Below are 24,300 nucleotides of genomic sequence, written 5' to 3'. Positions count from 1 at the left end.
CGTGGTGAAGCTGATGATCTACGCCGGCGCCGCGGCAGCAGACGCGTCGGGAACCCGGACGGGCGGAGTCCCGCTCACGCCGCCGGAGTTCGAGTGGCCTCGGTGCCGCGAGTGCGAAGGGCCGATGCAGTTCCTGGCTCAGATCTGCCTTGCTGACGCCGATCCCGGCAGTGCCGGTCTGCTGTCGGTCTTCATGTGCCAGAACGAGCCGGGGCTCTGCGAAGAATGGCATGCCGCCGCGGGCGGAAACAGCGCCTTCGTGTTCGGGTCCGATGCCACGCGGGCCGCCCCGGTACCCGATGACGGCGTCACGCTGCTCGACGAGACGTCCGCGATCGGCTTCGTGCAGATCGAGGGGGACGACTATCTGGGAGCGCGGGGCCGCTGGGCTCGCGAGACCGGTCGGTCCGGGCCGGAGGTGCTGGGCCAGCTCGGTGGTCGGCCGGCGTGGCTGCAGAACGACGAGACACCCGACTGCGGCGTCTGTGATCAACCGATGTCGTTCGTCGTGCAGCTTGAGGAAGGACACGATTACCGAACCTCGGCGAACTTCGGCGGTGGTGGCTGTGGTTACGGATTTCGTTGCCGATCCTGCGGCGACGCCGCGTTCCTTTGGCAACGATGAAGCGACTGAGGCCGACCCAGGACCGTCACCCAGGGCAGCGCAGAGCGGGCACGCGACGGTGGCACCGCCGCACAGCACGACGCGGTAATGCCTGAACTACAGCAGGCGCACGGTCGGCGGCGGATGCGGATGTTCGAACCTGAGGTCGCGGGCCCCGAGCCTAGGCTGCGCCGCCATGAGTGAAGAACTGCTCAATCAAGTCGTGTACACCGACTACGGCCAGCTGACGTTGGAGTGGGGGGAAGAGATCTGGGACGGCGACGCTGACCGATTCTTCAAGGATCAACAGAACGGGCTCGTCGGCGCAGCGGTCTCCGGCAACGTCGTGATCCTGCTTGCCCGTCGGTCGGGCGGGTCCGCGGTACGCATCGTGCTAAAGGCCTCCGAGCCAAGAGCGAATGCCGACTGGGAAGACGTCCTCGAGGCATCGTTCGACCTGCCCCCAGGTCGTGTCATGCGATGGTCGACCTGGGCGGGTGAGTCCGGCGGGTCGCTCGCCGTGCCGCCAGGGCAATACCGTCTGAGAGCGTCGGCCGTGGGTCGGGATGCCGGCGTGCAGAACGAGTTCGCCGACGAAGTGGCCGATAGGTATCTCCTCGAACTCTGGCCTGCACCGGCAGCGCCGGATGCTGTACTTCGCGTGGGCAGCGACGATGCCCGCCGCTGGCATCAGACATGGGGAAGCCGCCGCTGAGCCGCCTCACCAATCTTTGGCCGGGGCCGGCCACGGGCTCTCCGGGGTCGGAGTTCCAGAGAACGGTGTCTGCTTGGAGACTCAATGGCGAGGTTGTCGACCGCGTACATATAGGAACGAGCGGGCCGCGGCATGACAGTAAGTTGATCTCGGCTTTTGTAAGTAGACGCAGCACAGTAGGCACCGGCGGTCGCGGTAGGTTGCACAGTTATGGCCACGACCGCGGACGTCCGTCACGAACTCGCCAGCCTCGCCGACCCGCGACGGGCGGAGGGAGTGAGCCGGTTTCTGCAGATGATTCCCGGCGGGTATGGCGAGGGCGACCGGGCCATCGGCGTCTCCGTGCCGGAACAGCGCCGGGTGGCCGGCCGGTACTGGCGCGACCTCTCCCTAGCCGAAACGGCGACGCTGCTGAAGAGCAGTGTGCACGAGGAGAGGCTGACGTCGCTCTTCATCCTAGTGCGAAAGTTCATCAAGGGGGACGAGGAGGAACGGGGCAGGATCTTCAGCATGGTCCTGGCCAACACCGGCCGCATCAACAACTGGGACCTAGTGGACTCATCCGCGCCGTACATCGTCGGCCCCTGGCTGATCGACAAGGACCGGAACGTACTGGATCGGTTGGCCGAGTCGAGCCTGGTGTGGGATCGGCGGATCGCCATCATGGCAACTCTCGCCTTCATCAAAGCCGGCGACTTCCATTGGACCTTCCGGCTCAGCGAACGGCTCCTGCGCGACCCACACGACCTCGTACACAAGGCGGTCGGCTGGATGCTGCGCGAGGTGGGCAACCGTGACAGAGCGGCGGAGGAGGAGTTCCTGGCCCGACGTTACCGGGTCATGCCACGGGTCATGCTGCGGTACGCGATCGAGAAGTTCGAACCGCAGCGACGTAGGGAGTACCTATCCGGCGTGGTCTAGATGATCGATGCGCGCCGGATGGTGGGCGTCTCTTTGATAAGACTCGCCTTTTGGGCGCAATTCGGAGCCCGCGATGCACAATCTTCGGCAGTTTCGAGCAGCGGCCCACCGGCGTCGAGTCACGCTGCGTGACACGCGGATCGCGGCAGAAGCGGATGTTTGCATGGGTACGTCTCCGTGTGCGTTGCGCTTCGCCTCGCTACGTAGCCAGCTTCTGTTGATCGTGTTGCCGCGTTCCAGGGGTAGCGACACGAGCGTGAGCGCGAACCTTTCTATTTATCGTGCTGTCTGCGCACCATCTCGTTGATCCAGATGGGCGCGAACGGAGACGTGCAGTTCGGGGGAGTCGGGTAGTCCTTGAGCACCTCCAGGCGCTCACCGATGTCGATTGCACGGGCGCGGTGCTCGGCGTGCTCGATCCCGATCTGAGCCAGGCAGTGGTTCATCGCCCACTGCAGGCGATCCGGGGCGTCTCTCATCGCCGCCTCGATGACGTCGAGCAGTCCTGCGAGGTCGAGGCCCTCGGGCTTCTTCGCCACGCGTTCGGTGGTCAGCGCCCAGCCGGCACTCGCGACCACTGGATCCGGATCGGCGGACCAGGTCATGCGCAGCTCTTCGGAGTGCGGGTTCTTCTTGACCACGTAGTTCACGAGCCAGTCGTGCACCTTGGGGGTGCGCGCCTCGCGCAACATGACGTCCAACTCGTCACGCTCGAACGCTTTCGGGCGGCAGATCAAGATCGCCAGCAGTCTCGCCGCAGTGTCATCCGTCTCCCAGAGCTGGCGCGCGAGTTCCTGCTGCGTCTTCAGCCGCTTCGCGAGCGCCCGCAGTTTGCTGAGGTTCACACCGTGATCGTCACCGTGTTTCTCGTTCACCTCGCGTGTCTTCGGGTCCTCGAGCGCGGCCAGCTCGGCCATCACCTCGGCCACCGTCGTCTCGACCACCTCAGCCTCCTGCCCATCACGTGTGAGATTCAGCCTACGAGGAAGCACGGTCAACCAGGTGATCAGCAAGCGCATAGTCAAGGCCACTATCCGCTATTCGGCAGTACCGGAAGCTGAAGCACATGGCGGACCAGTCACCGTCTGTGACGCGCGATCAGCGGCAGATGAGTGCGCCTGATCAGAGGCGGGTGCGGGCGCGGCGTGACGCCTCAGGGCTCGCGCTTCTCGACCCGAGTCCACCCGGCCCACCCACGCTCAGCGATCAGCTCCCGCAGCCGCGCGACGGCGGGGTGGGCACCATCGGCGAACGCGTCCATCAGGCGGATGAACTCCGCGTCGGGCACGTGCTCGTCCCGCCAGTCCAGCTGCCCATTGACCGCCGCCTGCTCGAACAGCTCGCTCATCAGGTCGGCCGTCTCGCGCAACAGTTCCTCGTCCTCCCAGTCCTCCGCGATCCGACCGATGAGCTGGTAGAGCCGGACCATCTTCGGGTCGGCCAGCTCGGCCACCTTCTGGGCCATGAACGCCGGGATCGCCTCCGGCCAGCGCGCCGCTATCAGGATCCATGCGTCGCGCTCGGCCACGATCATCGCCTCCGGCGCTCCGGTGGCACGCAGGCGGTCCAGGTAGTCGACCACCTCCTCCGGGAGAGCCAACGAATCTCCGGAGTCCAGCCTCGCGATCCGCCGCCGGTGCTCCTGCAGCGCGCGGATCTGCGCCCGCAGCTGCCGGTCGATCTCGGTGGTCGCGGCGGCGAACGTCTCCGGGTCGGCGTCGAGCAGCTCGCGGATCCGGGCCAGCGGGACGCCGGCCTCGGCCAGGGTCCGGATCCGGATGAGTCGCACAACCGCGACGGCGCCATAGGTCCGGTAGCCGGAGGCGTCGCGCTCCGGCTCCGGGAGCAGTCCGATCTGGTGGTAGTGCCGTACCGCGCGGATGGTCACTCCGGCGTAGGACGCCAGCCGTCCGATCGTCAGCATGGCCTCATCCTGCACTAAGGCGACACAACATCAACTGATCTTGCGGCGGTAGATGGCCATCGCGAGGGTGTACGCGACGATGAGGAGGCCGGCACACCAGGCGAGGGCGATCCAGATGTCGCCACCGACCTGCTGCTGAGCGAACAAGCCGCGGATCGCGTTGACGATGGACGTCACCGGCTGGTTCTCGGCGAAGGCGCGCACCGGGCCGGGCATGCTTTCGGTGGGTACGAAGGCCGAGCTGATGAACGGCAGGAAGATGAGCGGATAGGAAAACGCGCTCGCGCCGTCCACGGACTTCGCGGTCAGGCCCGGGATGATGGCGAGCCAAGTCAGGGCCAGGGTGAACAGCATCATGATGCCGGTGACCGCGAACCAGTCCAGCGCGCCGGCCCCCGAGCGGAAGCCCATGACGAGGGCGACCAGCACCACCACCACGAGCGAGATCAGATTGGCGACCAGCGAGGTCAGCACGTGCGCCCACAGTACGGACGAGCGTGCGATCGGCATGGACTGGAACCGCTCGAAGATGCCGCCCTTCATGTCCAGGAAGAGCCGGTATGCGGTGTAGGAGATGCCCGAGGCCACCGTGATGAGCAGGATGCCTGGCAGCAGGTAGTTCACGTACTTGTCCGACCCGGTCTGGATCGCGCCGCCGAATACGTAGACGAACAGCAGCATGAAGGCGATCGGCATGACCACGGTCGTGATGATGGTGTCCGGGCTGCGGCCGATGTGGCGCAGGGACCGGCCCAGCAGGACGGTGGTGTCACCGAAGAAGTGCTTGGTCATCGAGGGTCCTTAGTTGTTCGTGCCGTCGGGGCTGGCGGCGCCTACTTTGCTGTCAGTGCCGTCGTCACCGACGATGGCGAGGAAGACGTCCTCGAGGGTCGGCTGCTTCTCGACGTACTCGACCTTGGCGGGCGGGAGCAGCTGCTTGAGCTCGGAGAGAGTGCCGTTGGCGATGATGCGCCCCCGGTGGAGAACCGCGATCCGGTCGGCGAGCTGTTCGGCCTCGTCAAGGTGCTGCGTGGTGAGCAGCACCGTCGTGCCCTGCCCGGCGAGCTCCCTGACGGCCTGCCACACCTCGAGACGCGCCTGTGGATCGAGCCCGGTCGTCGGTTCATCGAGGAAGATCACCGGCGGGTTCCCGATGAGGCTCATCGCGATGTCGAGGCGGCGGCGCATGCCACCCGAGTACGTCGACACCTTCCGTGTCGCCGCGTCAGTCAGTGAGAAGCGGGCCAGCAGGTCATCCGCGATCCGGCCCGGATCCCTCAGATGCCGCAACCGGGCGATCAGCACCAGGTTCTCCCGCCCGCTGAGGATCTCATCGACGGCCGCGAACTGTCCCGTCAGGCTGATGGACTCCTGCACGTTCGCCGCTTGCGTGGCGACGTCGAAGCCGTTGACGCTGGCCGTTCCCGCGTCCGGCTTGAGCAGCGTGGACAGGATCCTCACGACGGTGGTCTTACCCGCCCCGTTGGAGCCGAGCAGGGCGAAGATGCTGCCCCGCGCCACGTCGAAGTCCACGCCACGCAGCACGTGCAGATCCTTGTACGACTTCTCCAGGCCCTGGACCTGGATCACAGGCCCGCGGACCTGCTCGGTTGACATCTGAGAATCTATGGACATGGTGCCAGCATGCAGGGTTGACGCAGCGTCAAGGTCAAGCCCGGGAGCAAGGCAGCGTTATCTGCTCGTGAGTGGGGTCAGGGCTCCATCCACCGCTCACTAATCGGCTATGAGAGGTCATCTGGCTGCGGCGGGATCGCGGGTACCGCCGCCACGGACGCGTGACCGGGCCGTTGTGCCACACAATACCTAGCAGTACTATGCACAACACTTCTAGGGTATGGAACGGGGTGAGTTCTCGTGAAGGTCGCCAAGGATCTGGTGGCCGCCTCGGCGACACCGATGGTGCTCGGCATCCTGGCCGAGGGGGAGAGCTACGGCTACGCCATCCTCAGGCGGATCAACGAGCTGTCCGGTGGCGAGCTGGACTGGACCGAGGGGCTGCTCTACCCGTTGCTGCACCGGCTTGAGCGCCTCGGTTATTCGGAGTCGAGCTGGCAGTCGGTAGCCGGCGAGCGGCGGCGCAAGTACTACCGCATCACTGACAAGGGCCTGGCTGAGTTGGCCGAGCAACGCCGCCAGTGGGACACGGTCACCGACGCGCTCAAGGAGATCTGGCTTGGCCTCGGCGACCGCAGGCCGCTGACGGCGATCCCGCTGGGGTGCCGGGCATGACGGCGCGGGAGGGTCAGGAGGAGTTGGAGGCGCAGTTCCGGCAGTGGCGTCAGTACGTACAGCGCCGCCGGGAATTGCAGCCGTCCGACGCCGACGAGCTCGAAGACCATCTCCGCGGCTCCGTCGACGAACTCGTCGCGGTCGGCCTGAGCGCGGATGAAGCGTTCCTGGTCGCGGTCAAGCGGATGGGTAGCCTCGACGAACTGTCCCGCGAGTTCGCGCGTGAGCATTCGGAACGGCTGTGGAAGCAGCTGGTGCTGACCGGCGAGGCCGGCAGCCCGGCGGCGGACACGCGGTCGCGGCGGGACCTGTGGGCGATGGTCATCTGCGCGGCGGGCGCGGCGGCGTCCATCAAGGTGCCGGAGCTGTTCGGGTTGAGGTTGGCGGACGACGGCGCGTTCTACGCGCGGAACTTCACCCTGTTCGCCCTGCCCTGGCTGGCGGTCTTCCTGGCTTGGCGCCGACAGGCCCGACGCCCGCTGATCGGGACACTGGTGGCGCTGTTCGGGCTCGGCGCGGTGGCGGCCAACGCCTACCCCCTGGCCGAGGAGTCAAAGTCGCTGGTCCTCACCAGCATCCACCTCCCCATCGCCCTGTGGCTTGTGGTGGGTTTGGCCTACGTTGCCGACGACTGGCGCTCCTCGCGCCGACGCATGGACTTCATCCGCTTCACCGGCGAGTGGTTCATCTACTTCGTACTCATCGCCCTCGGCGGCGGTGTGCTCAGCTTGTTCCTGTTCCACACCTTCAATGCCATCGGGATCATCCCGCAGGAGTTCATCTCGCAGTGGCTCCTTCCCTGCGGCGCCGTGGCCGGGGCTGTCGTGGCCGGGTGGCTGGTCGAGGCCAAGCAGAGCGTGGTCGAAAATATCGCCCCGGTGCTCACGCGGCTATTCACTCCGCTGTTCACGGCAGCACTGCTGGCCTTCCTCGTCGCCGTCGTCTGGACCAGCCATGGCATCAACGTGGAGCGCGAAGCGCTGATCCTGTTCGACCTCCTGCTGGTCGTGGTGCTGGGGCTACTGCTCTACTCGATCTCAGCGCGCGATCCGCTGGCCCCGACCGGCCTGTTCGACAAACTTCAGCTCGCTCTCGTGGTCAGCGCGTTGGCCATCGACGTACTGGTACTGCTCGCGATCACCGGACGCATCACCGACGAGTACGGCACCACACCCAACAGGGCTGCCGCGCTCGGCGAGAACGTCATCCTGCTGGCCAACCTCGCCTACTCGGCGTGGCTGTTGCTGAGGTTCATCCGGCGGCGCACACCGTTCGCGGCGCTCGAGCGCTGGCAGACCGGCTACCTACCCGTGTACGCCGTGTGGGCCTGGACCGTGGTCCTCCTCTTCCCTCCGTTGTTCAGCTATGTCTGACCGAGAAGGTCCAGCCCATGACGGCGATGTCGACGGCCCGCCCATCGGTGTGACCGGCCTGCCGCATCGCTTGCGTGCCAAACACGCGCGTCCGCCCCAATCGTGCGCAGGAAACGCGGATGGTCCTCCGCAGGTGCCCTCATCGGCAGAGTGTGTGCGCTATCAGCGGCAGAAGAGGATGTCTACGTCGATCAGTAGAGCCACGCCGATCCCCTCCCCATGATTCACGAACAAGACAGCGACGCACTGTTCTCGGTATGCGAGCGTGTCCGTCAGGGGGTGGTCACCTGCCTCTATAGGTACTGTCATCGAGTTCGTTGTAGGGCCACCCCCGGCGCCATGAGCGGTCACGCCGTGCCGTATCTGCAGACGAGGGGCGAACATCCGCGACACTCAGACCTGCTCGACCTCCCCAACTGTTCGCGGTTTTGCCGGGGAGTCCAGCGGGCGAGTGTGCGTTTCGAAGGACGGAGGTCGATCCTTTCCTCAGTCACTACGCCGGGGCTGCCTTGAAACGGAGTTTCCGGGATGGTGTCGTATCAAGGCGTAGCCGTTCGTGGAACCAGTGTGCGGCGGCCGGCTGGGCCGCCGGACACGAGGAGTCGGGAAAGGCCCTCGTCCGGGACTGAGAGGAGACGACCATGACGGAGTACCTGATCACCTTCAACGATGAGTGGGTGCCCGACCACACGGCGGAGGAGCTGCGCGAGAAAGGCACGGCCGCCCGGGCCGTGATCGAGGAGATGCAGGCCGACGGTGTCCTGATCTTCACCAACGGCGGGCTCGACCGGTCCACCGCGGTGTGCAGTGTCGAGCCGGTTGACGGCAAGGCCGTCTTCACCGACGGCCCGTACGTCGAGACCAAGGAGCACCTCGGCGGCTTCGCCGTCGTGGACGTGCCCGACGACGCGGCGGCGCGATACTGGGCCGGCAGGCTCGCGACCGTGCTCGACTGGCCGCAGGAGGTGCACCGGTTCCGAGGTCCCGGGCAGGCCCGGCGTAACGGCTCTGGGGAGAAGTGAGCGCGGTGCCCAGGTACCTGCTGTCCGTCTACGGACCGGCCGAGCGCACCGAGTTCGGCACCTACCCCTCCCAGAAGGCCATGCTGCAGGCGTTCGCCGACACCGGTGCCTTCACCGAGAGGCTCCAGAGGGACGGTCACTTCGTCTTCGCCGACGGCCTGGAGCCCGCGACGACCGCCACCACCGTCGACGGGCAGGGCGAGAAGTCGGCCTTCACCGACGGGCCCTACCTGGGGACGAAGGAGTACCTCGGCGGCTTCTGGGTCATCGAGGCGGCCGACCTCGACGTGGCCCTGGCGCTTGCCGCCGAGGGGTCGAAAGCGTGCCGCGGCACGGTCGAGGTGCGTCCCTTCCGAACCGAGGAATCCGTCCGAGCGCTGCTGGCGCCGTGACCGGTCCCACCGTCGAGCAGGCGATCACCCGTGTCCACCACGAGGAGTGGGCGCGGGTGGTCGCCGGCCTCGCGCGCCGTTTCGGCGACCTCGACGTCGCCGAGGAAGCGACGGCCGAGGCGTTCGTAGCGGCTGCCGAGCGGTGGCCGCGCGAGGGCGTACCGTCCAATCCCGGCGGTTGGCTCGCCACCACCGCGACCCGCAAGGGGATCGACCGGCTCCGTCGCGAGTCGCAGCGCGACGCCAAGCACCAGGCGGCCCGGATCGTGTACGACGACACCCCTCCTGAGCCGACCGGCCCGGTCGAGGACGACCGGCTCAGACTGGTCTTCACCTGCTGCCACCCTGCGCTCGCGATGGAGGCCCGGGTGGCGCTCACCCTGCGCCTGCTCGGCGGCCTCACCGTCCCCGAGATCGCCCGCGCCTTTCTGGTGCAGGAGACCACGATGGCGCGGCGGATCACACGCGCCAAGGCAAAGATCAAGGCGGCGCACATTCCCTACCGGGTGCCCTGGGCCGACGACATCCGTGAGCGGCTCGCCGGCGTGCTCGCGGTCGTCTATCTCGTCTTCAACGAGGGGTATCTCGCCGGTGAGGGGGACGACCCGTTGCGAAGCGACCTCACCGACGAGGCGATCCGCCTCGGCCGCCTGCTCCGAGCTCTCCTCCCGGACGACGGCGAGGTGGCCGGTCTGCTTGCCCTAATGCTCCTCACCGACGCCCGGCGGCTGGCGCGTGTGTCCCGCACCGGGGAGCTGGTGACCCTCGACGAGCAGGACCGCGGCGCGTGGGACCGCACCCTCATCGCCGAAGGCAAGGCCCTGGTCCGCGAGCGGCTCGAGGCGGTGGCGGCGGGCGGTGACCCACCTGGGCGCTACCAGCTGCAGGCCGCGATCAACGCGGTCCACACGGATGCCCCATCCGCCCGAGACACCGACTGGTCCACCATCGTCGCCCTCTACGGCCGCATGGTGCTGCTCGACCCCTCGCCGATCGTGCGACTCAACCGGGCGGTCGCGGTCGCCGAAGTCGACGGCCCCGGGGTCGGGCTCGCCGAGATCGACCGGCTCGGCGAGGTCCTTGACGGCTACCATGCCTTCCACGCCGCGCGCGCCGACCTGCTGCGGCGACTCGGGCGCGGCGGCGAGTCGCGGGCGGCGTACGACCGGGCCATCGGTCTCGCCGGCAACCCCGCGGAGCGGGCCTACCTCACCCGCCGCCGCGACCAGCTCGCCGGCTGACCGACACGTGGAACCGGCCCGTTCCAGCACCGTTCGCGGCAGATGAGTGCATCCGGTCGCTGCGGAAGTTCGGCCTGAAATCGCCGCCACGACCAACTTACGCCGCGTTCAGTCCGCAGCGGATTTCGGCTCGAAGACTAGGTAGCGGGTCGGCCAGAAGCTCGGCGGCGAGGACGACATCACCGACTGGTTGCGGCGCCGCCTGACGGACCATCTCGGTCGGGACCGCGTCATCCTCGCCCGGGAGCCCCAGGTCGAACGCATCGCGGTCAAGGGCTCCGGCACGCGCATCGACCTGACCGCAGGCACCCCGACCCACACCGCGCCCATCGGAGTCGCCGAAGCGATTATTGAGGCGAAGCTGGTCAACAACGACGAGGTGCCCACCGCACTGCGGGATCAGCTCGTGCAGCGATACCTCGCAGCGACCAACCAGCGGCACGGCATCTACCTCGTGTACTGGCTTCCGCCCGAACAACGGACCTCCAGCTCGCGGAAGTACGCCGACAAGCAGGAGCTCCTCGACGACATGCGGCGCTGGGCCACGGAGGTGGCACCGCAATTCGACGTGAGCGTCTACGTGCTCGACGTCAGTTGGCCGAAGCGTCAGAGATGACGAGGCACGGCGGACCTGGAGGTCCTGACAGCGGGCACGAGCACACCCTCGCCGTGCTCGCCGCGCTCCCGAGGCGAGACGGACAAGACCTGAGACCGAGCGACGACCCCACCTGCAAGGCATAGACCGCAGTGGACCAGATCAGTGCCGCCACGCGGATCGCGGCAGATCCGGATGCTGTGGGTCGTTGCCCATACTTGCATCGTGACCAACCAGAGCGATGCCCTCCCCGTGCTCGTCATCGACGGAGCCTCGTTCGCCGACTTCACGGGGTTCGTACGCGAGACGCGTACCGAATGGTTTCCGCAGATCCGTGTGAGCGTCGCCGCCTTTCTAAAGCTGCGACGATAAGCTTTTTGATCAGCAGGGCGTCCGCGTCAGCCATCGCTCAGGGCCAGGTCTGACGGGCGAAACGCGGGTCGGACGGATTCGGCTGCGTCGCGGCGAGAGATTTCTCCGGGGCCGTGTCGATCCGCGGGCCGCTCGTTCGACGTGTGGGTGCGAGGGCTGAGAGGCGGCCCCGCCGGATGAGGAGAACGCGATGCCGAAGTACATGCTGATCATGCGGGGCACCGATGAGTCGAACGCCGCCATGATGGCCTCGATCGAGGAGGGGATTGCCAGGACCCGCCTCTTCATCGAGGAGATGATGAAGGCCGGCGTTCTCCTCGGGGCCGAAGGGCTGGACGATCCGGGCCAGGGCGCCGTGGTCGACTTCAGCGGCGAGGCCCCGGTGGTCACGGACGGGCCGTACGGAGAGACCAAGGAACTGTTCGGGGGCTTCTTCCTGCTCGACGTCGCCTCGAAACAGGAGGCGGTCGAGTGGGCCAAGCGGGTCCCGGCGGCCCCCGGGTCCAAGATCGAAATCCGGCGGGTGCCCGAGGAGGACGAGGTCCCGCAGGACAGCACCGTCCAGCGCTGATGGGTACGGCCGACGTCGAGGCCGTCTGGCGGATCGAGTCGGCGCGGATCGTCGCCGCGCTGACCCGGTTCACCGGCGATTTCGGGCTGGCCGAGGACGCGGCCCAGGAGGCCGTGGCCGAGGCGCTGGTGTCGTGGCCGCTCGCCTCTCCGGCCAATCCGGCCGGCTGGCTGATGGCCACGGCCCGGCGGCGGGCGATCGACGCGATCCGCCGCCGGACCGCCCTGCAGGACCGATACGCCCTGCTGGCGACCGACCCGGCGGTCGACGAGGAAATCGACCCCGACAGGATCGACGACGACGTCCTGGCGCTGATGTTCGTCAGCTGCCACCCGGTGCTCTCCCCCGAGGCCCGGGTGGCGCTGACCCTGCGCGTGGTCGGCGGCCTGTCCAGCGAGGAGATCGCCCGCGCGTTCCTCGTACCCGTGCCGACCGTGCAGGCCCGCATCACCCGGGCCAAGAAGACGATCGCGGCGGCCGGGGTGCCGTTCGAGCTGCCGCCGGCCGGCGAGCGCCGGGGGCGGCTGGGCGGCGTGCTCAGCGTCCTCTACGTGATCTTCACCGAGGGGTCGACGGCCACGTCGGGCGACCGGCTACTGCGCCCCGACGTCGCGTACGAGGCGATCCGGCTGACCCGCACGCTGGCCGCGCTGCAGCCGGACGAGCCGGAGGTGCACGGCCTGCTCGCGCTGTGCGAGCTGACGGCCGCGCGCTTCCCGGCCCGGACCGGCCCGGACGGTTCGCCGGTCCTGCTCGAGGACCAGGACCGGCGGCGGTGGGACTTCTCGGCGATCCGCCGTGGGCGGGCCGCGCTGGCCAAGGCATCGACTCGCGGCCTCGGCCCCTACGGCCTGCAGGCCGCGATCGCCGCCGCCCACGCGTCGGCGCCCTCGGTCGAGGCGACCGACTGGGACCGGATCGTGGTGCTCTACGAGGCGCTCGGCCGGGTCGCGCCCTCGCCGGTGGTCGAGCTCAACCGGGCCGTCGCCGTGGCCATGGCCTCGGGGCCGGCGCAAGCCCTGGCCATCGTGGACGAGCTGATCGCCTTGGACCGGCTCCCCGGTTCGCATCTGGTGCCGACCGTACGCGGGGAGCTGCTGGCCCGCCTCGGCCGGCGACCGGAGGCACGCGCCGAGCTGGAGCTGGCGGCCCGGCTGTGCGCCAACCAGCGCGAACGCTCAGTGCTGCTGCGCAAGGCGGCCGCGCTGGGCTAACTTTCTCCGGCGCGGCCGGCCGGGATTCGAGTGCGGCCCGGATGCCGTCGATCGCGTCGGCCCCGTCGGCCAGGCGCAGCGGCGGCTCCGCCATGCCGGCGATCGCGACGATCGCGTCCGCCGAATCCCCGAACGCGGACGGCGGGAGCGCGGAGAACCCGGTGAGAAACTCGCCCACGGTCGGCGCGTAGACCTCGTCGGGCGTGACGACGTGGGCGGTGCTGGCGAAGTCGGTCGCGAACGTGCCGGGTTCGACGACCGTCACCCGCACGCCGGCCGGGCCACTTCCGCGGCGAGCGCCTCGCTGAGCAGCTCGACGGCCGCCTTCGAGGCCGAGTAGAGCCCGGACGACGCCCACGCGAACTGCCCGGTCAGCGAGCTGACCTGCACGATCCGGCCGTGCAAGGCCGCAGGGCGGGCAGGGTGGCCCGCAGTACCTCCTCGGCCTCGGGCGCGGTGAAAAGACCACGTGCATCGATCGCAGGCCTTGAGCGTCCTGGGCCAGACGCCCTGGCTCGGCCAGCAGCACGTCGAAACGCTGCCGTGGCCGGCCCCGACGGCCGGCAATAGGCGGGTAGCCGTCGAGCAGCTCGAGCAGGATCTGGTGGAGTTGGTCGAGCACGCCGGCATCAATCCAGCGGTTCAACCGCGGCACCCGTGAGCTGGTTACCTTACGTGACGAGCGCTACGCGGCATGAGCGTGCATTCGATCAACCTTCGAACCGAGTATGAGGCCCGTGTGATCACCAATGGGCGACGATCCGTGTGACGGGGCGGCCGAGAAGGACGGCCACGTCAGCGAGTTCCTGATCGTCGAGGTCGTACTTCGCGCGAGTCGCATTCATGGCGCTCACCTGTCGGCCGCGCGGGTCCACGACACCCCGCGGCTCTGGGTGCAGGACGCCGAGGTTGTCGGCATCGGTCACCTCGGCTCGTGGGTCATCGCCGTTTGATCCAGTCGCCCAGGATCGGCTGGCGATTCGCTGGTGGCCGACCGGCGGCCTCCGTAAGAGGCGACCAACGCGTCCGCCACGATCGCAGCGTCTGCCTCCGCCACGTCCGCCGGGTACTCCGGCAAGAGGTCGTCCCAGACGACCAGCCACGACCCGTACAGCTGGGCCTGTCCCTCGGGCCGGGCGAAGAACCAGATGTGCAGGTGTGCAGCACCGTCTCCGATGCGGTAGACGTGGGCCCGCGAGACGTGCGGCAGTGCCTGCATGTGGCGGACGATCCGTGTGCTTAACAGTCCCAGCTCGGCGGCCAGCTCATCGGGCAGGTCCGCCATGTCGTAGTGATCGCGCGGATATAGCATGAGCACCAGCGGCACGCCGACTCCCGTGATCTGGGCCAGCCGCCAGTGGTCGTCGAACCAGATTCCTTCGTCCCGGTTGCGACAGACGTTGCAGTCCGATGGGTCCTCGCCGTGCCGCGCTGCCTCGGGCAGAACCGGCGGGCGCAGCGGCGCGACGCGCAGCCCGTCCGGCTCGAACGGACTGATCTCCCACCCCGTCATACGTGCCAGCGGGAGCCGGCGCGCGCTATCCGCAGCGGCGACTGCGTGGTCATAGAACTCATCCGGTTGCAAGGCCATGATCCGCAGACTAGTACGACAGAGACTCTTCATATCTAGAAGCTCAGTGTGCCGGCCGGGCGCCGTCCGGAGCAGGCCCGGCACCCCACGCTCGGTGGCCCGGGTGAGCCCGAACATCCGCTCTTCGGCAGTCCCGGACACCGATCGGCAGTCTCCGACGTCACCTTATGTAACGCACGGATCGCGGCTACCTGTTGACTGGTGGTACGACCGCAGCCCGGCCAGGCTTGGTCGAGGTGACCGGTGGGGTCGCTCTCATCGCGGCTGCCCACCGCTGTTTGGTGTGGCTCTCATCTGGCGTGCGCCCCGCCGGTCACCGCGGCGGAGAGAGGCTCAAGAGGGGACTGCCCGGCTCAAGGTAGCGCTGCCCTCCCGTCGACGAACACCGTCGGATCGAGGGAGGACAGGATGGCTCAGGTCATCATCGGCGTGGACCCGCACAAGCGTTCCGCCACCATCGAAATCATCAACGCGCGGGAGAAGACGGTCGGGCAGGGCCGGTTCGGCACCGACCGCGACGGCTACCAGGCCATGCTCGCCGCCGGCCGCAAGCACAAAGACCGCCTTTGGGCGGTCGAGGGCTGCAACGGCATCGGGCGGCACGTCGCTCAACGCCTGGTCGCCGACGGCGAAACCGTCGTGGACGTTCCCGCGAAGCTGTCCGCCCGGGCCCGCGTGTTCGCCACCGGCCAGGGCCGCAAGACCGACCCGGTCGATGCCCGCAGCGTCGCCGTGGTCGCCCTGCGCACCGAAGGTCTGCGGCAGGTCGTCACCGACGACACCACGGTCGCGTTACGGCTGCTGGTCGACCGGCGTGACCAGCTCGGCCGGGCCCGCACCGAAGTGGTCTCCCGGCTGCATCACCTGCTACTCGAGTTGGTGCCCGGCGGCGCGAAGAAGGACCTGTCCGCCCAGCAGGCCCGCGCCCTGCTGGGCACTGTTCGCCCGCGCGACGTGGTCGGCAAGACCCGTCGCCGGCTGGCCTCCGAGCTGATCGGCGAGCTCGTCGTCATCGACAAGAAGATCAAAATCGCGAAACAGGAGCTCACCGACCTGGTCAACAGCACCGGAAGCCGGCTGATGGACCTGACCGGCATCGGACCGTCCGGCGCGGCCCGCCTGCTCGGCGACATCGCAGACATTGCCCGGTTCACCAGCCGCGCCCACTTTGCCTCGTGGAACGGCACCGCACCGATCGACGCCTCGTCCGGCGAGCAGAACCGGCACCGGCTCTCCAGAGCCGGGAACCGGCGCATCAACCGGGCGCTTCACATCATGGCCATCGTCCAGCTGCGCCGTGACACCGCAGGGCGCCGCTACCACCGGCGCAGACTGGCCGAGGGCAAGACCTCGATGGAGGCCCTACGGGCACTGAAGCGGCGCCTGTCCGACATCGTCTACCGGCAGATGGTCGCCGACACGAAGCTGGTCAGGACGGGCCCGGGAGGACACGCGGGGGCGACTCTGCAATCCAGCGCGGCCGATCTGAACCCCGAGATCGACACTTCGGAAAAGTCACTTCCCGGACCCGCCGAACCCCAGCCTAGAACACCCCTCTTGATCATCACTTGACACAGAGGGGTGCCAGATCAGTACACCTGACCTTCGTCGACGCCCAGCCACGGGTGAGGCAATGCGCCCGGCAGCTGTCCGAACGCATTGACATCGGCAGGGTCAAAATACCGGCCGTCTCCAGCCGGTGGCGTCGGCGGCGATCAGTTTCCTGATCAGAAGGGGGGTGCGTCCTCGCCCATCAACGCCAGCACGACGCCTCCCTTCCCGCTCTTGAGGCTCTGGACCACGACCTTGCCGGTGCTGCCGTCGGGCAGCTCCAACGTAAAGGTCTTCCCGACGGCGTTCTTGGGGCCATTGCCGGCGCTGTTGGCGGGTCGGAAGTCGCCTGCCCACGGCGGGGTCCCACCCTTGCGGGCGGGCTCGGCGAAGAGCGCGGCGGTGCCGGGGGTCCTGGTGCCGTCCGAGGAGAGAAGCACTGAGGCGCTGCGATAGGTAGCCATATACGCCAAGGCTATCCCGGACTGCGCTCGATCGCGCCACGACAACTGCCCCGTAACGCGAACGGCCACGAGGAGCGACCTTGATCTGCTCTCACCCCTTGGGTTGACCGTGCGTGGGCCGGGACGCCCAAGCGCGGGCGGATGCGTGCTGGGTGCCGGTCGCTCCGGGCCCGACGCCGCACGGGCTGCGGCATACCCACAAGAACCTCATGGAGGAGTTGGGCACGCCTCCCAAGCTGATGGATGAGCGGATGGGGCACGAGGACGGGTCGGTGCAGGCCCGATACTCGCACGTGACGGCGGAGATGCGCCGACGGCTGTTGGACGGGCTGACGGAGCTGTGGGCGGCGGCGTTGGACGGGCGGCGGGCGCTGGCTCCGGGGTCGCCGGTGGCGGCGCTGGATCAACTGCTGGCGGCGCGGGGAGAGGTGGGAGAGTGAAGGCTCAAGATCTTCTCCCAGATTTCTCCCCGAGTGGTCCCGAGATGCAAATCAGGGCCGGTCTCCCTCAATGGAAAACCGGCCCTGAACTGCTGTTACCTCTGGTCGGGGTGGCCGGATTCGAACCGACGACCTCTTCGTCCCGAACGAAGCGCGCTACCAAGCTGCGCCACACCCCGAGGCGTGCCGACAAATAGTAGCCCACCCGGTCCGATGGTCAAACTCGGTACCCCCCGCCCCTGGGCCGGACCGGCCCCGGACCTCAGCGGGGGATCAGGGTGAGGATGCTCGCCTCCGGCGGGCAGGCGAAGCGCACCGGCGCGGTCGGGTGCGTGCCGAGCCCGGCGGAGACGTGCAGCCACGAGTCCGAGCCGGGCCAGCGGTGCAGGCCGCGGGCCATCGAGCGGGGCAGCCCGCAGTTGGTCACCAGCGCGCCGTAGCCCGGCACGCAGACCTGGCCGCCGTGGGTGTGCCCGGCGAGCAGCAGCCCGAAGCCGTCCGCGGCCATCTGGTCGAGGACGGCCGGCTCGGGGGAGTGGGCCAGGGCGATCGCGAGCTCGGCCGAGCCGGACGCCGGGCCGGCCACCGCGGCGTAGTCGTCCCGCTCGATGTGCGGGTCGTCGACGCCGACCAGCTCGACCTCCCGGCCGCCGGCCTTCACCGTGGTCCGGGCGTTGTTCAGGTCGGCCCAGCCGGCGCCGGTGAAGACGTCCCGGAGCTCCTCGTACGGCAGCGCCGCGCCCTCGGTGTACTCCCGGTCGGGCAGGAAGTAGGTGAACGGGTTCTTCCAGACCGGCCCGGTGTAGTCGTTCGAGCCGAAGACGAACGCGCCCGGGAAGTCGAGCAGCGGTTGCAGGGCCCGCAGCACGCCGGGGACGGCGTCGGGGTGGGCCATGTTGTCCCCGGTCACCACGACCAGGTCGGGGTCGAGGGCGGCCAGCGAGGCCACCCAGTCCTGCTTGCGCCGCTGGCCGGGCATCATGTGCAGGTCCGACAGGTGCAGCACGCGCAGCGGCTCGGCGTCGGCCGGGAGCACCGGCACGTCGTACCGGCGGAGGGTGAACATGTTGCGTTCGACGAGCGACGCGTACGCCAGGGTGGCCACGCCCGCGGCGACGGTGCCGGCGGCAAGCCGGAATAGTGTGCGCTTTCGCATGGCGTTCAGGGTAGTTTGACCGTCCATGAGCACGCTGAAGGACCGCCTCACCGCAGACATGCGCGCCGCTCTCAAGGCGCGCGACGAGCTGACCACCTCCACGCTGCGGATGGCCCTCGCGGCCGTCGGCAACGCCGAGGTCGCCGGCAAGGCCAAGCGCGAGCTCACCGACGACGAGGTGCTCGCGGTGCTGACCAAGGAGGCGAAGAAGCGGCGCGAGGCCGCCACCGCCTTCGCCGACGCCGGCCGCGCCGAGCAGGCCACGAAGGAGACCTCCGAGGGTGAGGTGCTGGAGCGCTACCTGCCGAAGCAGCTCTCCGACGACGAGCTGGCCGAGCTGGTCGCGGGGGCGCTCGCCGCGGGCGGCTTCACCGGCAAGGCGCAGATGGGCCCGGCCATGAAGGCGGCCCAGACCGCGGTGGCCGGCCGGGCCGAGGGCGGTCGCGTCGCCGCCGAGGTACGCCGACAGCTCGGCCTCTGACCCGACCGGCTGCCGCCGGACGTACGCGAAACGGGCGGGCACCCCCTCGTGGGGTGCCCGCCCGTCCGTGTCACGGATCAGCCGCGTGGTCGCCCCGGGCGGGTCGGCGGTGTGCCGGGCGGAGTGGCGTCGCCGCCGGGGGTGGCCCCGCCACCGGCGCTCACCTCGATGGTGACCACGCCGCCCTTGATGGTGCGGCCGTCCGGGCTGGTGCCGGCGGCGGTGTCCTTCGGGCAGCTCGACGCGACCTTGCTGGTGGAGACGACGGGGTCGAACCCGGCGCCGCGCAGCCGCGACTTGGCGGCGTCGATCGGCTGGCACTTGACGTCGGGGATGGAGCGCTGGTCACCCAGGATGATCTTCCCGCTGGGCGGGGTGAACTCGATCCGCTCCTTGTTCTTCATCGCGTCGCGCAGCGTCTCGTACACCGCCGGGTTGATGCCGTTCGGGACGTCGTGGCCCATCTTCTGGTTGGTCTGCGGCCAGTCCGGGTCGGCCATGATGCCGGCGACCGCGTACTGCTTGGTCATCGCGACCAGGGCGGAGGTCTTGTCCGAGTCGGTGGTGCCGGACTTGCCGGCCACCGGCGCCTTGACGATGCCGCGGACGTTGCCGGCGGTGGCGCCGGTGCACTTCGAGGTCGACGACCTGTCACCGACCGGGCAGCGGGCCGCGTCCACGGCGGCCCGGGCCACCTCGGTGCTGATCCGCTGCTCGCAGTGCGGGTTGGCGATGTCCAGCTTGTCGCCGTCCGGGCCGCGGATCTCCTGGACCGGGATCGGCTCGCAGTACTTGCCGTCCGCGGCCAGCGTCGCGTACGCGTTGGCCAGCTCGAGCGGGGTGGTCTGGGAGACGCCGAGGCTGAACGCGCCCCACTGGTGCGCGTAGTCCTTGGTCGAGGCGAATCTGGCGTCCGAGGGTGCGCGGAAGGTGATGCCGAGCTTCTGGGCGACCTTCACCACGTTCTCCGCGCCGACCTGCTGCTGGAGCGGGATGAAGTAGGTGTTCACCGACTTGCCGAACGCGCTCCACATGTTGTGCACGCCGGTCATGCTGGCGCTGGCGTTCTTCGGGCAGTAGAAGTGCGTGCCCTTGCAGGCCGCCGGGTTGCTCGAATCGATGATGTATTCCGACTTGAACTGCGGCTGCGCGTTGATGGTGTAGCTGAGCGGGATGCCCTTCTCCAGCGCCGCCACCAGCGCGAACATCTTGAAGGTCGAGCCGGCCTGGTACCCGGTGATGCCGGGCCCGCCGGTGACCAGCGGGTTGACCGTGTTCGGGTAGTTGCCCAGGATCTTCTTCTTGGCCTTCTTCGGGTCGCTGGAGATCTTGTTCTTCGGGTTGTCCGGATTGTCGATCTCGAAGTTCCGGTTCACCGAGATCGCCCGCACCCGGCCGCTGCCCGGCTCGATGACCGCGACCATCCGGGCCGCCTTGCTGTTCTCGCCCAGGTGGTTGCGGACCGCCTTGTCGGCGCCCTTCTGCGCCTGCACGTCGAGCGTGGTGGTGATGGTGTAGCCGCCGCTCTTCAGCCGGCGCTCCCGGTCGTACGAGGTCGAGCCGAACGTCTCCTGCTGCAGCCACCAGCGGTAGAAGTAGTCGCAGAAGAAGCCCCAGGTCCGCTGGTTGGTGTCGACGCAGCCGTTCGGGGTGCGCTTGTTGTTGACCTTCAGTTTGATCTTCTTGGCCTGGTCGGCCTCCGCCTGGGTGATCGCCCCGATGTCGGCCATGTTCTGGATGACGTAGTCCCGCCGGGCCACCGCCTCCGGGTAACCGGCCCTGGTGGTCGGGTCGAACGCGGTCGGCGCCTTGACCATGCCGGCGAGCATGGCCGACTCCTGGATGTCGAGCTTGCTCGGCGGCTTGCCGAAGTAGACCTGGCTGGCCGCGAAGATGCCGTACGCGCCGTTGCCGAAGGCCGCGATGTTCAGGTAGCGCTCCAGGATCTCGTCCTTGGTGAGCTCCTTGTCGATCTGGAGCGCGTAGCGCATCTCGCGCAGCTTCCGGGCGCTGGTGTCCTCGGTCGCCGCGACCACGTCGGCCGGGTGCGTCGCCGAGTACGCGATGGCGAGCCGGACGTACTGCATGGTCAGCGTCGACGCGCCCTGGCGGGAGTTGGCACCGGACTGGTTGTTGACGAACGCCCGGGCGACACCGTTGAGGTCGACGCCGTTGTGCTTGTAGAAGTCGTGGTCCTCGGCCGCGATGATCGCCTTCTGCATCAAGGGTGAGATGTCCTTGAGCTTGACGTCCTTGCGGTTCTCGTCGTACATCGTGGCGAGCGGGGTCTTGCCGTCCGAGGCGAGCAGATAGGTGATCTGCGGCGCCCGGGCCACGGTCAACTCGTTGGGCAGCGCGCCGAAGGTTTCGGCGCCGGCCTTGGCGGCCAGCCCGGACATCGCCACCGCGGGGAAGGCCGCCGCCGCGACCACCACGCCGGCCAACAGGCCACAGATGAGTAGCGATGCGGCGTTGGTCAGCACATTGTGGTCACGTTTCCGCATCCAGGTCACCTCGACAGGGTACGCGAGTAGGGAACGAGGGGCGCTGGGGCGTTCTTTCCCCATTTCCTGCGCGCGCCGACCTCGTTGTGCTAAACGCACGAACCCCGGTGCGTGGTTGCGTGAACCCGCCGACGAGTCTCCTCCGAACGGGGGAGCCGCGCAGCGTTTTCACGGACCTCGGCCGGGTAGACGGCGGGTGAAGGCCCGGGAAGCCGGGAGTGTCCGGAATGATGGATTTCGCCGACAACGTTGCGTAATCAGGTGACTACAGAGCATGATGGTGGCGGCGACAGAGCCACACGTCGTCCGTGCCTCCTTGGGGAAGGACGGGCCGGACGACCGGGGGGAATCGACGGCTGGTCGCGCGAAGTCGGTAGGTACTGCAAGGGGGGACGTGTACACATGGGCATGATCACTGACTGGCCGTCGCTGGCGGCATGTCAGAACGGGGACCCGGACGCGTTGTTCGTACAGGGCGCCGAACAGAACGTGGCGAAGAGGATCTGCCGGAGCTGCCCAGTTCGGTACGAGTGCCTGGCCGATGCGCTCGACAACCGGATCGAGTTCGGGGTGTGGGGCGGCATGACCGAACGCGAACGCCGGGCGCTGCTGCGCCGTCACCCGCAGGTGACGAGCTGGCGCAAGATGTTCGAGGCCGCCATGAAGAAGAACGCCAAGGAGAAGGCCGGCAAGGACAAGGTCCTGGTGACCGCCGCGAACTGACCGCCGCGCCTCAGGCCCGGCTGATCGCCGCGCCGATCGTCCGCAGCCCGTCGACGTCGTGCACGTCGGCGGGCTGCGCCGCCACCGACACCGCCGGCACCGCCGGGAACGCCTCCGTGAACTGGGCCGCCACCCGCTGCTCGCGTACCGCCTGCTGGGCCAGCGCGGCGTGGGCCCGCAGCACGTCGGCGGTGCCCTCGTGGCCACTCAGCTCGGCCAGCCGCTCCGCGGCGGCCAGGCTCTCCGCCGCGTCGAGCGACGTGACGGCCGGACGGTGGACCCGGTTGAGCACCAGGCCGGCCAGCGGCATCCGCTCCTCCCGCAGCCGCCCGGCGAAGTAGGCGGCCTCCCGGACCGCGTCCGGCTCGGGCGCCGCCACCAGCAGGAACGCCGTCTCCCGCGCCTGCAGGATTCGGTACGTCTGCTCGGCCCGCTGCCGGAAGCCGCCGAACATGGAATCCAGCGCGGCGACGAAGCCGGACAGGTCGGTGAGCAGTTGCGCGCCGATCACCTTCTGCACGACCTTCGAGAACATCCCGAAGCTGGCGGTCACGAGGCTGAACATGCTCCGCCCCCCGCTGCGCGCCGGGGCCAGCAGCAGCCGCAGCATCCGCCCGTCCAAGAAGCGGGAGAGCCGGGCGGGGGCGTCGAGGAAGTCCAGCGCCGAGCGGGACGGCGGGGTGTCCACCACGATCAGGTCCCACTCGCCCCGGGCGTGCAGCTGCCCGAGCTTCTCCATCGCCATGTACTCCTGCGTGCCGGCGAAGGTCGAGCTCATCGCCTGGTAGAAGGGGTTGGCGAAGATCTCCGCCGCCTTCGCCGGGTCGGTGTGCTGGAGCACCACGTCGTCGAAGGTGCGCTTCATGTCCAGCATCATGGCGTGCAGCTCACCGCCGCTGACCTCGACGTCGATGCCCTTGACCTGGCGCGGGGTGTTGTCCAGCTCGGTCAGGCCGAGGGACTGGGCCAGCCGGCGGGCCGGGTCGATGGTGAGCACAACCGTCCGCCGGCCGTGCCGCTCGGCGGCGCGCAGCGCCAGCGCGGCGGCCGTGGTCGTCTTGCCCACTCCGCCCGCCCCGCAGCAGACCACTATCCGTACGCCGGGGTCGGCGAGGATCTGGTCGACGTCCAGCGGTGGCGCCGCGTCTTCGGAAGGCACCAATCGAGCGTATCGGGCTGAGGGGTGTCTCTGCTCCGTGCCGGCCGCAGGTGTGAGTCAATCCGCCCGGACGAGCACCCTGGCCAGCGTCTCCAGCCCGGCCCGGTCGACCCCGTCGGGCAGCAGCGGCAGCTCGGTCAACGGCACGCCCAGCTCCACCAGTTCGGCGCGGAGCGAATCCTCCAGCTCCCGGCGGACGAGCTGGTCCCGGGCCTCCCCGGCCAGCCCGGCCACGGTGTCGCGGTCGGCGGGCAGGCCGGCGGCGAGCAGGCCCCGCTTCAGCTCGGCCTGGCTCAACGCCCGCCCCGCCGGCACCGGTGGCCGGGCGCCGTTGACGATCACGCGACCGACCGGGAAGCCGAGCTGGGTCAGCTCGGTGATCGCGTCCACCGTCTCCTGGACCGGCATCTCCTCCAGCAACGTCACCACGTGCACCGCGGTCATCGGGGAGCGCAGCAGCGCGGAGACCCCGTCGCTCTGGGTCTTGATCGGACCCATCTTCGCCAGCCGGGCGGTCTCCGCGGTGACGTTGAGGAACCGGCCGATCCGCCCGGTCGGCGGCGCGTCCAGGACCACGGCGTCGTACGTCCGGCGCTGACCGCTGGTGCGGGTGGTCGCCTCCTTCACCTTGCCGGTGAGCAGCACGTCCCGCAGGCCCGGCGCGATGGTGGTGGCGAAGTCGATCGCGCCGAGCTTGCGCAGCGCCCGGCCGGCCGCGCCGAGCTTGTAGAACATGTCCAGGTACTCGAGCAGGGCCTCCTCGGCGTCCACCGCCAGGGCCCGCACCTCGCCGCCGCCGGGGGCGTCGGCCAGGTGCCGTTCCTCGTACGGCAGCGGGTCGGTGCCGAAGAGCTGGGCGATGCCCTGCCGCCCCTCCACCTCGACCAGCAGCGTGCGCCGGCCGCCGGCGGCCAGGCCGAGGGCCAGCGCCGCGGCCACGCTGGTCTTGCCCGTGCCGCCCTTGCCGGTCACCACGTGAAGGCGGGCCGGCCAGGTGTCGCCCCGCTGCTCAGCTGCTCGCACCCGTCGAGCCTATC

Annotated in this window: 27 protein-coding genes, 1 tRNA gene and 2 pseudogenes; 18 read left to right on the top strand and 12 right to left on the bottom strand. The window is 68.9% G+C overall.

Translation table 11 applies throughout. From position 1 onward, the window contains the following. The first annotated feature begins 1 nt into the window (after position 1). The 3 genes from EV384_RS02560 (at position 2) to EV384_RS02550 (ending at position 2,240) form a co-directional block, all read left to right on the top strand. A complete protein-coding gene (locus tag EV384_RS02560; RefSeq protein ID WP_242623908.1) occupies positions 2 to 625 on the top strand; it encodes a DUF1963 domain-containing protein in 624 nt (207 codons plus the stop codon). A 175-nt stretch (positions 626 to 800) separates the two neighbouring features. After that, a complete protein-coding gene (locus tag EV384_RS02555) occupies positions 801 to 1,319 on the top strand; it encodes a hypothetical protein (protein ID WP_130329764.1) in 519 nt (172 codons plus the stop codon). Positions 1,320 to 1,529: 210 nt separating this feature from the next. After that, positions 1,530 to 2,240, top strand: a complete 711-nt coding sequence (locus EV384_RS02550) for a DNA alkylation repair protein (RefSeq protein WP_130329762.1) — start codon at positions 1,530 to 1,532, stop codon at positions 2,238 to 2,240. A gap of 272 nt (positions 2,241 to 2,512) precedes the next feature. Here EV384_RS02550 and EV384_RS02545 read toward each other — a convergent pair whose 3' ends face one another. The 4 genes and pseudogenes from EV384_RS02545 to EV384_RS02530 all read right to left on the bottom strand — a co-directional run bounded on the left by EV384_RS02545 (position 2,513) and on the right by EV384_RS02530 (position 5,799). Next, a complete protein-coding gene (locus EV384_RS02545; RefSeq protein WP_130340165.1) occupies positions 2,513 to 3,157 on the bottom strand; it encodes a DNA alkylation repair protein in 645 nt (214 codons plus the stop codon). Between the two features lie 236 nt (positions 3,158 to 3,393). Then, on the bottom strand, positions 3,394 to 4,164 hold the full coding sequence (locus EV384_RS02540) for a MerR family transcriptional regulator (RefSeq protein ID WP_130329760.1): 771 nt from the start codon (positions 4,162 to 4,164) through the stop codon (positions 3,394 to 3,396). A 30-nt stretch (positions 4,165 to 4,194) separates the two neighbouring features. Next, entirely contained in the window at positions 4,195 to 4,956 is a 762-nt protein-coding gene (locus tag EV384_RS02535) for an ABC transporter permease (RefSeq protein WP_130329758.1), read from the bottom strand. Beyond that, positions 4,953 to 5,799, bottom strand: a pseudogene (locus EV384_RS02530) (ABC transporter ATP-binding protein). Before EV384_RS02530 ends, EV384_RS02535 begins: the two are co-directional and overlap by 4 nt. 240 nt (positions 5,800 to 6,039) lie before the next feature. Here EV384_RS02530 and EV384_RS02525 point away from each other — a divergent pair. From EV384_RS02525 to EV384_RS02490, 9 genes are all read left to right on the top strand, one after another. Further along, positions 6,040 to 6,414, top strand: a complete 375-nt coding sequence (locus tag EV384_RS02525; RefSeq protein ID WP_109801855.1) for a PadR family transcriptional regulator — start codon at positions 6,040 to 6,042, stop codon at positions 6,412 to 6,414. Beyond that, positions 6,411 to 7,787, top strand: a complete 1,377-nt coding sequence (locus EV384_RS02520) for a permease prefix domain 1-containing protein (protein ID WP_130329754.1) — start codon at positions 6,411 to 6,413, stop codon at positions 7,785 to 7,787. The genes EV384_RS02525 and EV384_RS02520 overlap by 4 nt, the downstream gene beginning before the upstream one ends. 641 nt (positions 7,788 to 8,428) lie before the next feature. Then, the gene (locus EV384_RS02515; protein ID WP_130329752.1) at positions 8,429 to 8,809 is read left to right on the top strand and encodes a YciI family protein; all 381 of its coding nucleotides are present in this window, start codon (positions 8,429 to 8,431) and stop codon (positions 8,807 to 8,809) included. A 5-nt stretch (positions 8,810 to 8,814) separates the two neighbouring features. Beyond that, positions 8,815 to 9,201, top strand: a complete 387-nt coding sequence (locus EV384_RS02510; RefSeq protein WP_130329750.1) for a YciI family protein — start codon at positions 8,815 to 8,817, stop codon at positions 9,199 to 9,201. Further along, on the top strand, positions 9,198 to 10,442 hold the full coding sequence (locus tag EV384_RS02505; RefSeq protein WP_130329748.1) for an RNA polymerase sigma factor: 1,245 nt from the start codon (positions 9,198 to 9,200) through the stop codon (positions 10,440 to 10,442). Before EV384_RS02510 ends, EV384_RS02505 begins: the two co-directional genes overlap by 4 nt. Before the next feature lie 190 nt (positions 10,443 to 10,632). Continuing rightward, positions 10,633 to 11,058: a hypothetical protein gene (locus tag EV384_RS02500; protein WP_130329746.1), complete on the top strand. Its 426-nt coding sequence runs from the start codon at positions 10,633 to 10,635 to the stop codon at positions 11,056 to 11,058. Positions 11,059 to 11,262: 204 nt separating this feature from the next. Then, the gene (locus tag EV384_RS34620) at positions 11,263 to 11,409 is read left to right on the top strand and encodes a hypothetical protein (RefSeq protein ID WP_165439856.1); all 147 of its coding nucleotides are present in this window, start codon (positions 11,263 to 11,265) and stop codon (positions 11,407 to 11,409) included. A gap of 190 nt (positions 11,410 to 11,599) precedes the next feature. Then, positions 11,600 to 11,980: a YciI family protein gene (locus EV384_RS02495; RefSeq protein WP_130329744.1), complete on the top strand. Its 381-nt coding sequence runs from the start codon at positions 11,600 to 11,602 to the stop codon at positions 11,978 to 11,980. Continuing rightward, entirely contained in the window at positions 11,980 to 13,194 is a 1,215-nt protein-coding gene (locus EV384_RS02490; protein WP_130329742.1) for an RNA polymerase sigma factor, read from the top strand. The genes EV384_RS02495 and EV384_RS02490 overlap by 1 nt, the downstream gene beginning before the upstream one ends. A 261-nt stretch (positions 13,195 to 13,455) precedes the next feature. Here EV384_RS02490 and EV384_RS35715 read toward each other — a convergent pair whose 3' ends face one another. After that, a complete protein-coding gene (locus EV384_RS35715; RefSeq protein ID WP_242623906.1) occupies positions 13,456 to 13,599 on the bottom strand; it encodes an SDR family NAD(P)-dependent oxidoreductase in 144 nt (47 codons plus the stop codon). 64 nt (positions 13,600 to 13,663) lie between these two features. Between EV384_RS35715 and EV384_RS02480 the strand changes: the two genes are divergently transcribed. Both EV384_RS02480 and EV384_RS34615 read left to right on the top strand, forming a co-directional pair. Beyond that, a complete protein-coding gene (locus tag EV384_RS02480; RefSeq protein ID WP_130329740.1) occupies positions 13,664 to 13,855 on the top strand; it encodes a hypothetical protein in 192 nt (63 codons plus the stop codon). Between the two features lie 88 nt (positions 13,856 to 13,943). Further along, entirely contained in the window at positions 13,944 to 14,147 is a 204-nt protein-coding gene (locus tag EV384_RS34615; RefSeq protein ID WP_165439855.1) for a hypothetical protein, read from the top strand. Here EV384_RS34615 and EV384_RS02470 read toward each other — a convergent pair. Next, positions 14,117 to 14,785 carry an HIT family protein gene (locus EV384_RS02470; protein ID WP_130329736.1) on the bottom strand — a complete coding sequence of 223 codons (669 nt, stop codon included), beginning with the start codon at positions 14,783 to 14,785 and terminating at the stop codon, positions 14,117 to 14,119. The two genes, EV384_RS34615 and EV384_RS02470, sit on opposite strands and share 31 nt — an antisense overlap. Before the next feature lie 408 nt (positions 14,786 to 15,193). On the opposite strand from EV384_RS02470, the gene EV384_RS02465 reads away from it, so the two are divergent. Then, positions 15,194 to 16,357, top strand: a complete 1,164-nt coding sequence (locus EV384_RS02465; RefSeq protein ID WP_130329734.1) for an IS110 family RNA-guided transposase — start codon at positions 15,194 to 15,196, stop codon at positions 16,355 to 16,357. Between the two features lie 155 nt (positions 16,358 to 16,512). Here the strand turns inward: EV384_RS02465 and EV384_RS02460 are convergent, their stop codons facing one another. After that, entirely contained in the window at positions 16,513 to 16,800 is a 288-nt protein-coding gene (locus EV384_RS02460) for a hypothetical protein (protein ID WP_074310625.1), read from the bottom strand. Between the two features lie 107 nt (positions 16,801 to 16,907). On the opposite strand from EV384_RS02460, the pseudogene EV384_RS02455 reads away from it, so the two are divergent. Further along, a pseudogene (locus EV384_RS02455) lies at positions 16,908 to 17,240 on the top strand (tyrosine-type recombinase/integrase); the annotation flags it as partial. 102 nt (positions 17,241 to 17,342) lie between these two features. Here the strand turns inward: EV384_RS02455 and EV384_RS02450 are convergent. Together EV384_RS02450 and EV384_RS02445 are read right to left on the bottom strand one after the other, a co-directional pair. Further along, positions 17,343 to 17,419, bottom strand: a tRNA-Pro gene (locus tag EV384_RS02450). An 83-nt stretch (positions 17,420 to 17,502) separates the two neighbouring features. Next, positions 17,503 to 18,396, bottom strand: coding sequence for a metallophosphoesterase (locus tag EV384_RS02445; RefSeq protein WP_130329730.1), 894 nt, complete (start codon positions 18,394 to 18,396; stop codon positions 17,503 to 17,505). Between the two features lie 25 nt (positions 18,397 to 18,421). Between EV384_RS02445 and EV384_RS02440 the strand changes: the two genes are divergently transcribed. After that, a complete protein-coding gene (locus EV384_RS02440; protein ID WP_130329728.1) occupies positions 18,422 to 18,877 on the top strand; it encodes a GatB/YqeY domain-containing protein in 456 nt (151 codons plus the stop codon). A 77-nt stretch (positions 18,878 to 18,954) separates the two neighbouring features. Here the strand turns inward: EV384_RS02440 and EV384_RS02435 are convergent, their stop codons facing one another. Continuing rightward, the gene (locus tag EV384_RS02435; RefSeq protein WP_130329726.1) at positions 18,955 to 21,381 is read right to left on the bottom strand and encodes a penicillin-binding protein; all 2,427 of its coding nucleotides are present in this window, start codon (positions 21,379 to 21,381) and stop codon (positions 18,955 to 18,957) included. 402 nt (positions 21,382 to 21,783) lie between these two features. Between EV384_RS02435 and EV384_RS02430 the strand changes: the two genes are divergently transcribed. After that, on the top strand, positions 21,784 to 22,104 hold the full coding sequence (locus tag EV384_RS02430) for a WhiB family transcriptional regulator (RefSeq protein ID WP_130329724.1): 321 nt from the start codon (positions 21,784 to 21,786) through the stop codon (positions 22,102 to 22,104). A 10-nt stretch (positions 22,105 to 22,114) separates the two neighbouring features. Here EV384_RS02430 and bagB read toward each other — a convergent pair whose 3' ends face one another. Together bagB and bagA are read right to left on the bottom strand one after the other, a co-directional pair. Continuing rightward, entirely contained in the window at positions 22,115 to 23,266 is a 1,152-nt protein-coding gene (gene bagB / locus EV384_RS02425) for an ArsA family ATPase (RefSeq protein ID WP_207232220.1), read from the bottom strand. Between the two features lie 54 nt (positions 23,267 to 23,320). Beyond that, positions 23,321 to 24,286, bottom strand: coding sequence for an ATPase BagA (gene bagA / locus EV384_RS02420; RefSeq protein ID WP_130329720.1), 966 nt, complete (start codon positions 24,284 to 24,286; stop codon positions 23,321 to 23,323). Between the last annotated feature and the right edge of the window lie 14 nt (positions 24,287 to 24,300).

The organism is Micromonospora kangleipakensis (genome assembly GCF_004217615.1).
Lineage (GTDB): Bacteria > Actinomycetota > Actinomycetes > Mycobacteriales > Micromonosporaceae > Micromonospora > Micromonospora kangleipakensis.
The sequence above is the reverse complement of the archived record's forward strand: the minus strand, read 5'-3'. Positions and strand labels throughout refer to the sequence as shown.

Coding starts and splice junctions, on each gene's coding strand:
- EV384_RS02535 (WP_130329758.1), bottom strand. CDS start 4,956: ATGACCAAGCACTTCTTCGGTGACACCACCGTCCTGCTGGGCCGGTCC.
- EV384_RS34615 (WP_165439855.1), top strand. CDS start 13,944: ATGGGCGACGATCCGTGTGACGGGGCGGCCGAGAAGGACGGCCACGTC.
- EV384_RS02445 (WP_130329730.1), bottom strand. CDS start 18,396: ATGCGAAAGCGCACACTATTCCGGCTTGCCGCCGGCACCGTCGCCGCG.
- EV384_RS02460 (WP_074310625.1), bottom strand. CDS start 16,800: ATGGCTACCTATCGCAGCGCCTCAGTGCTTCTCTCCTCGGACGGCACC.
- EV384_RS02545 (WP_130340165.1), bottom strand. CDS start 3,157: ATGGCCGAGCTGGCCGCGCTCGAGGACCCGAAGACACGCGAGGTGAAC.
- EV384_RS02495 (WP_130329744.1), top strand. CDS start 11,600: ATGCCGAAGTACATGCTGATCATGCGGGGCACCGATGAGTCGAACGCC.
- EV384_RS02465 (WP_130329734.1), top strand. CDS start 15,194: ATGGCTCAGGTCATCATCGGCGTGGACCCGCACAAGCGTTCCGCCACC.
- EV384_RS02550 (WP_130329762.1), top strand. CDS start 1,530: ATGGCCACGACCGCGGACGTCCGTCACGAACTCGCCAGCCTCGCCGAC.
- EV384_RS02540 (WP_130329760.1), bottom strand. CDS start 4,164: ATGCTGACGATCGGACGGCTGGCGTCCTACGCCGGAGTGACCATCCGC.
- EV384_RS02490 (WP_130329742.1), top strand. CDS start 11,980: ATGGGTACGGCCGACGTCGAGGCCGTCTGGCGGATCGAGTCGGCGCGG.
- EV384_RS02470 (WP_130329736.1), bottom strand. CDS start 14,785: ATGGCCTTGCAACCGGATGAGTTCTATGACCACGCAGTCGCCGCTGCG.
- EV384_RS02515 (WP_130329752.1), top strand. CDS start 8,429: ATGACGGAGTACCTGATCACCTTCAACGATGAGTGGGTGCCCGACCAC.
- EV384_RS02440 (WP_130329728.1), top strand. CDS start 18,422: ATGAGCACGCTGAAGGACCGCCTCACCGCAGACATGCGCGCCGCTCTC.
- EV384_RS02520 (WP_130329754.1), top strand. CDS start 6,411: ATGACGGCGCGGGAGGGTCAGGAGGAGTTGGAGGCGCAGTTCCGGCAG.
- EV384_RS02430 (WP_130329724.1), top strand. CDS start 21,784: ATGGGCATGATCACTGACTGGCCGTCGCTGGCGGCATGTCAGAACGGG.
- EV384_RS02555 (WP_130329764.1), top strand. CDS start 801: ATGAGTGAAGAACTGCTCAATCAAGTCGTGTACACCGACTACGGCCAG.
- EV384_RS02435 (WP_130329726.1), bottom strand. CDS start 21,381: ATGCGGAAACGTGACCACAATGTGCTGACCAACGCCGCATCGCTACTC.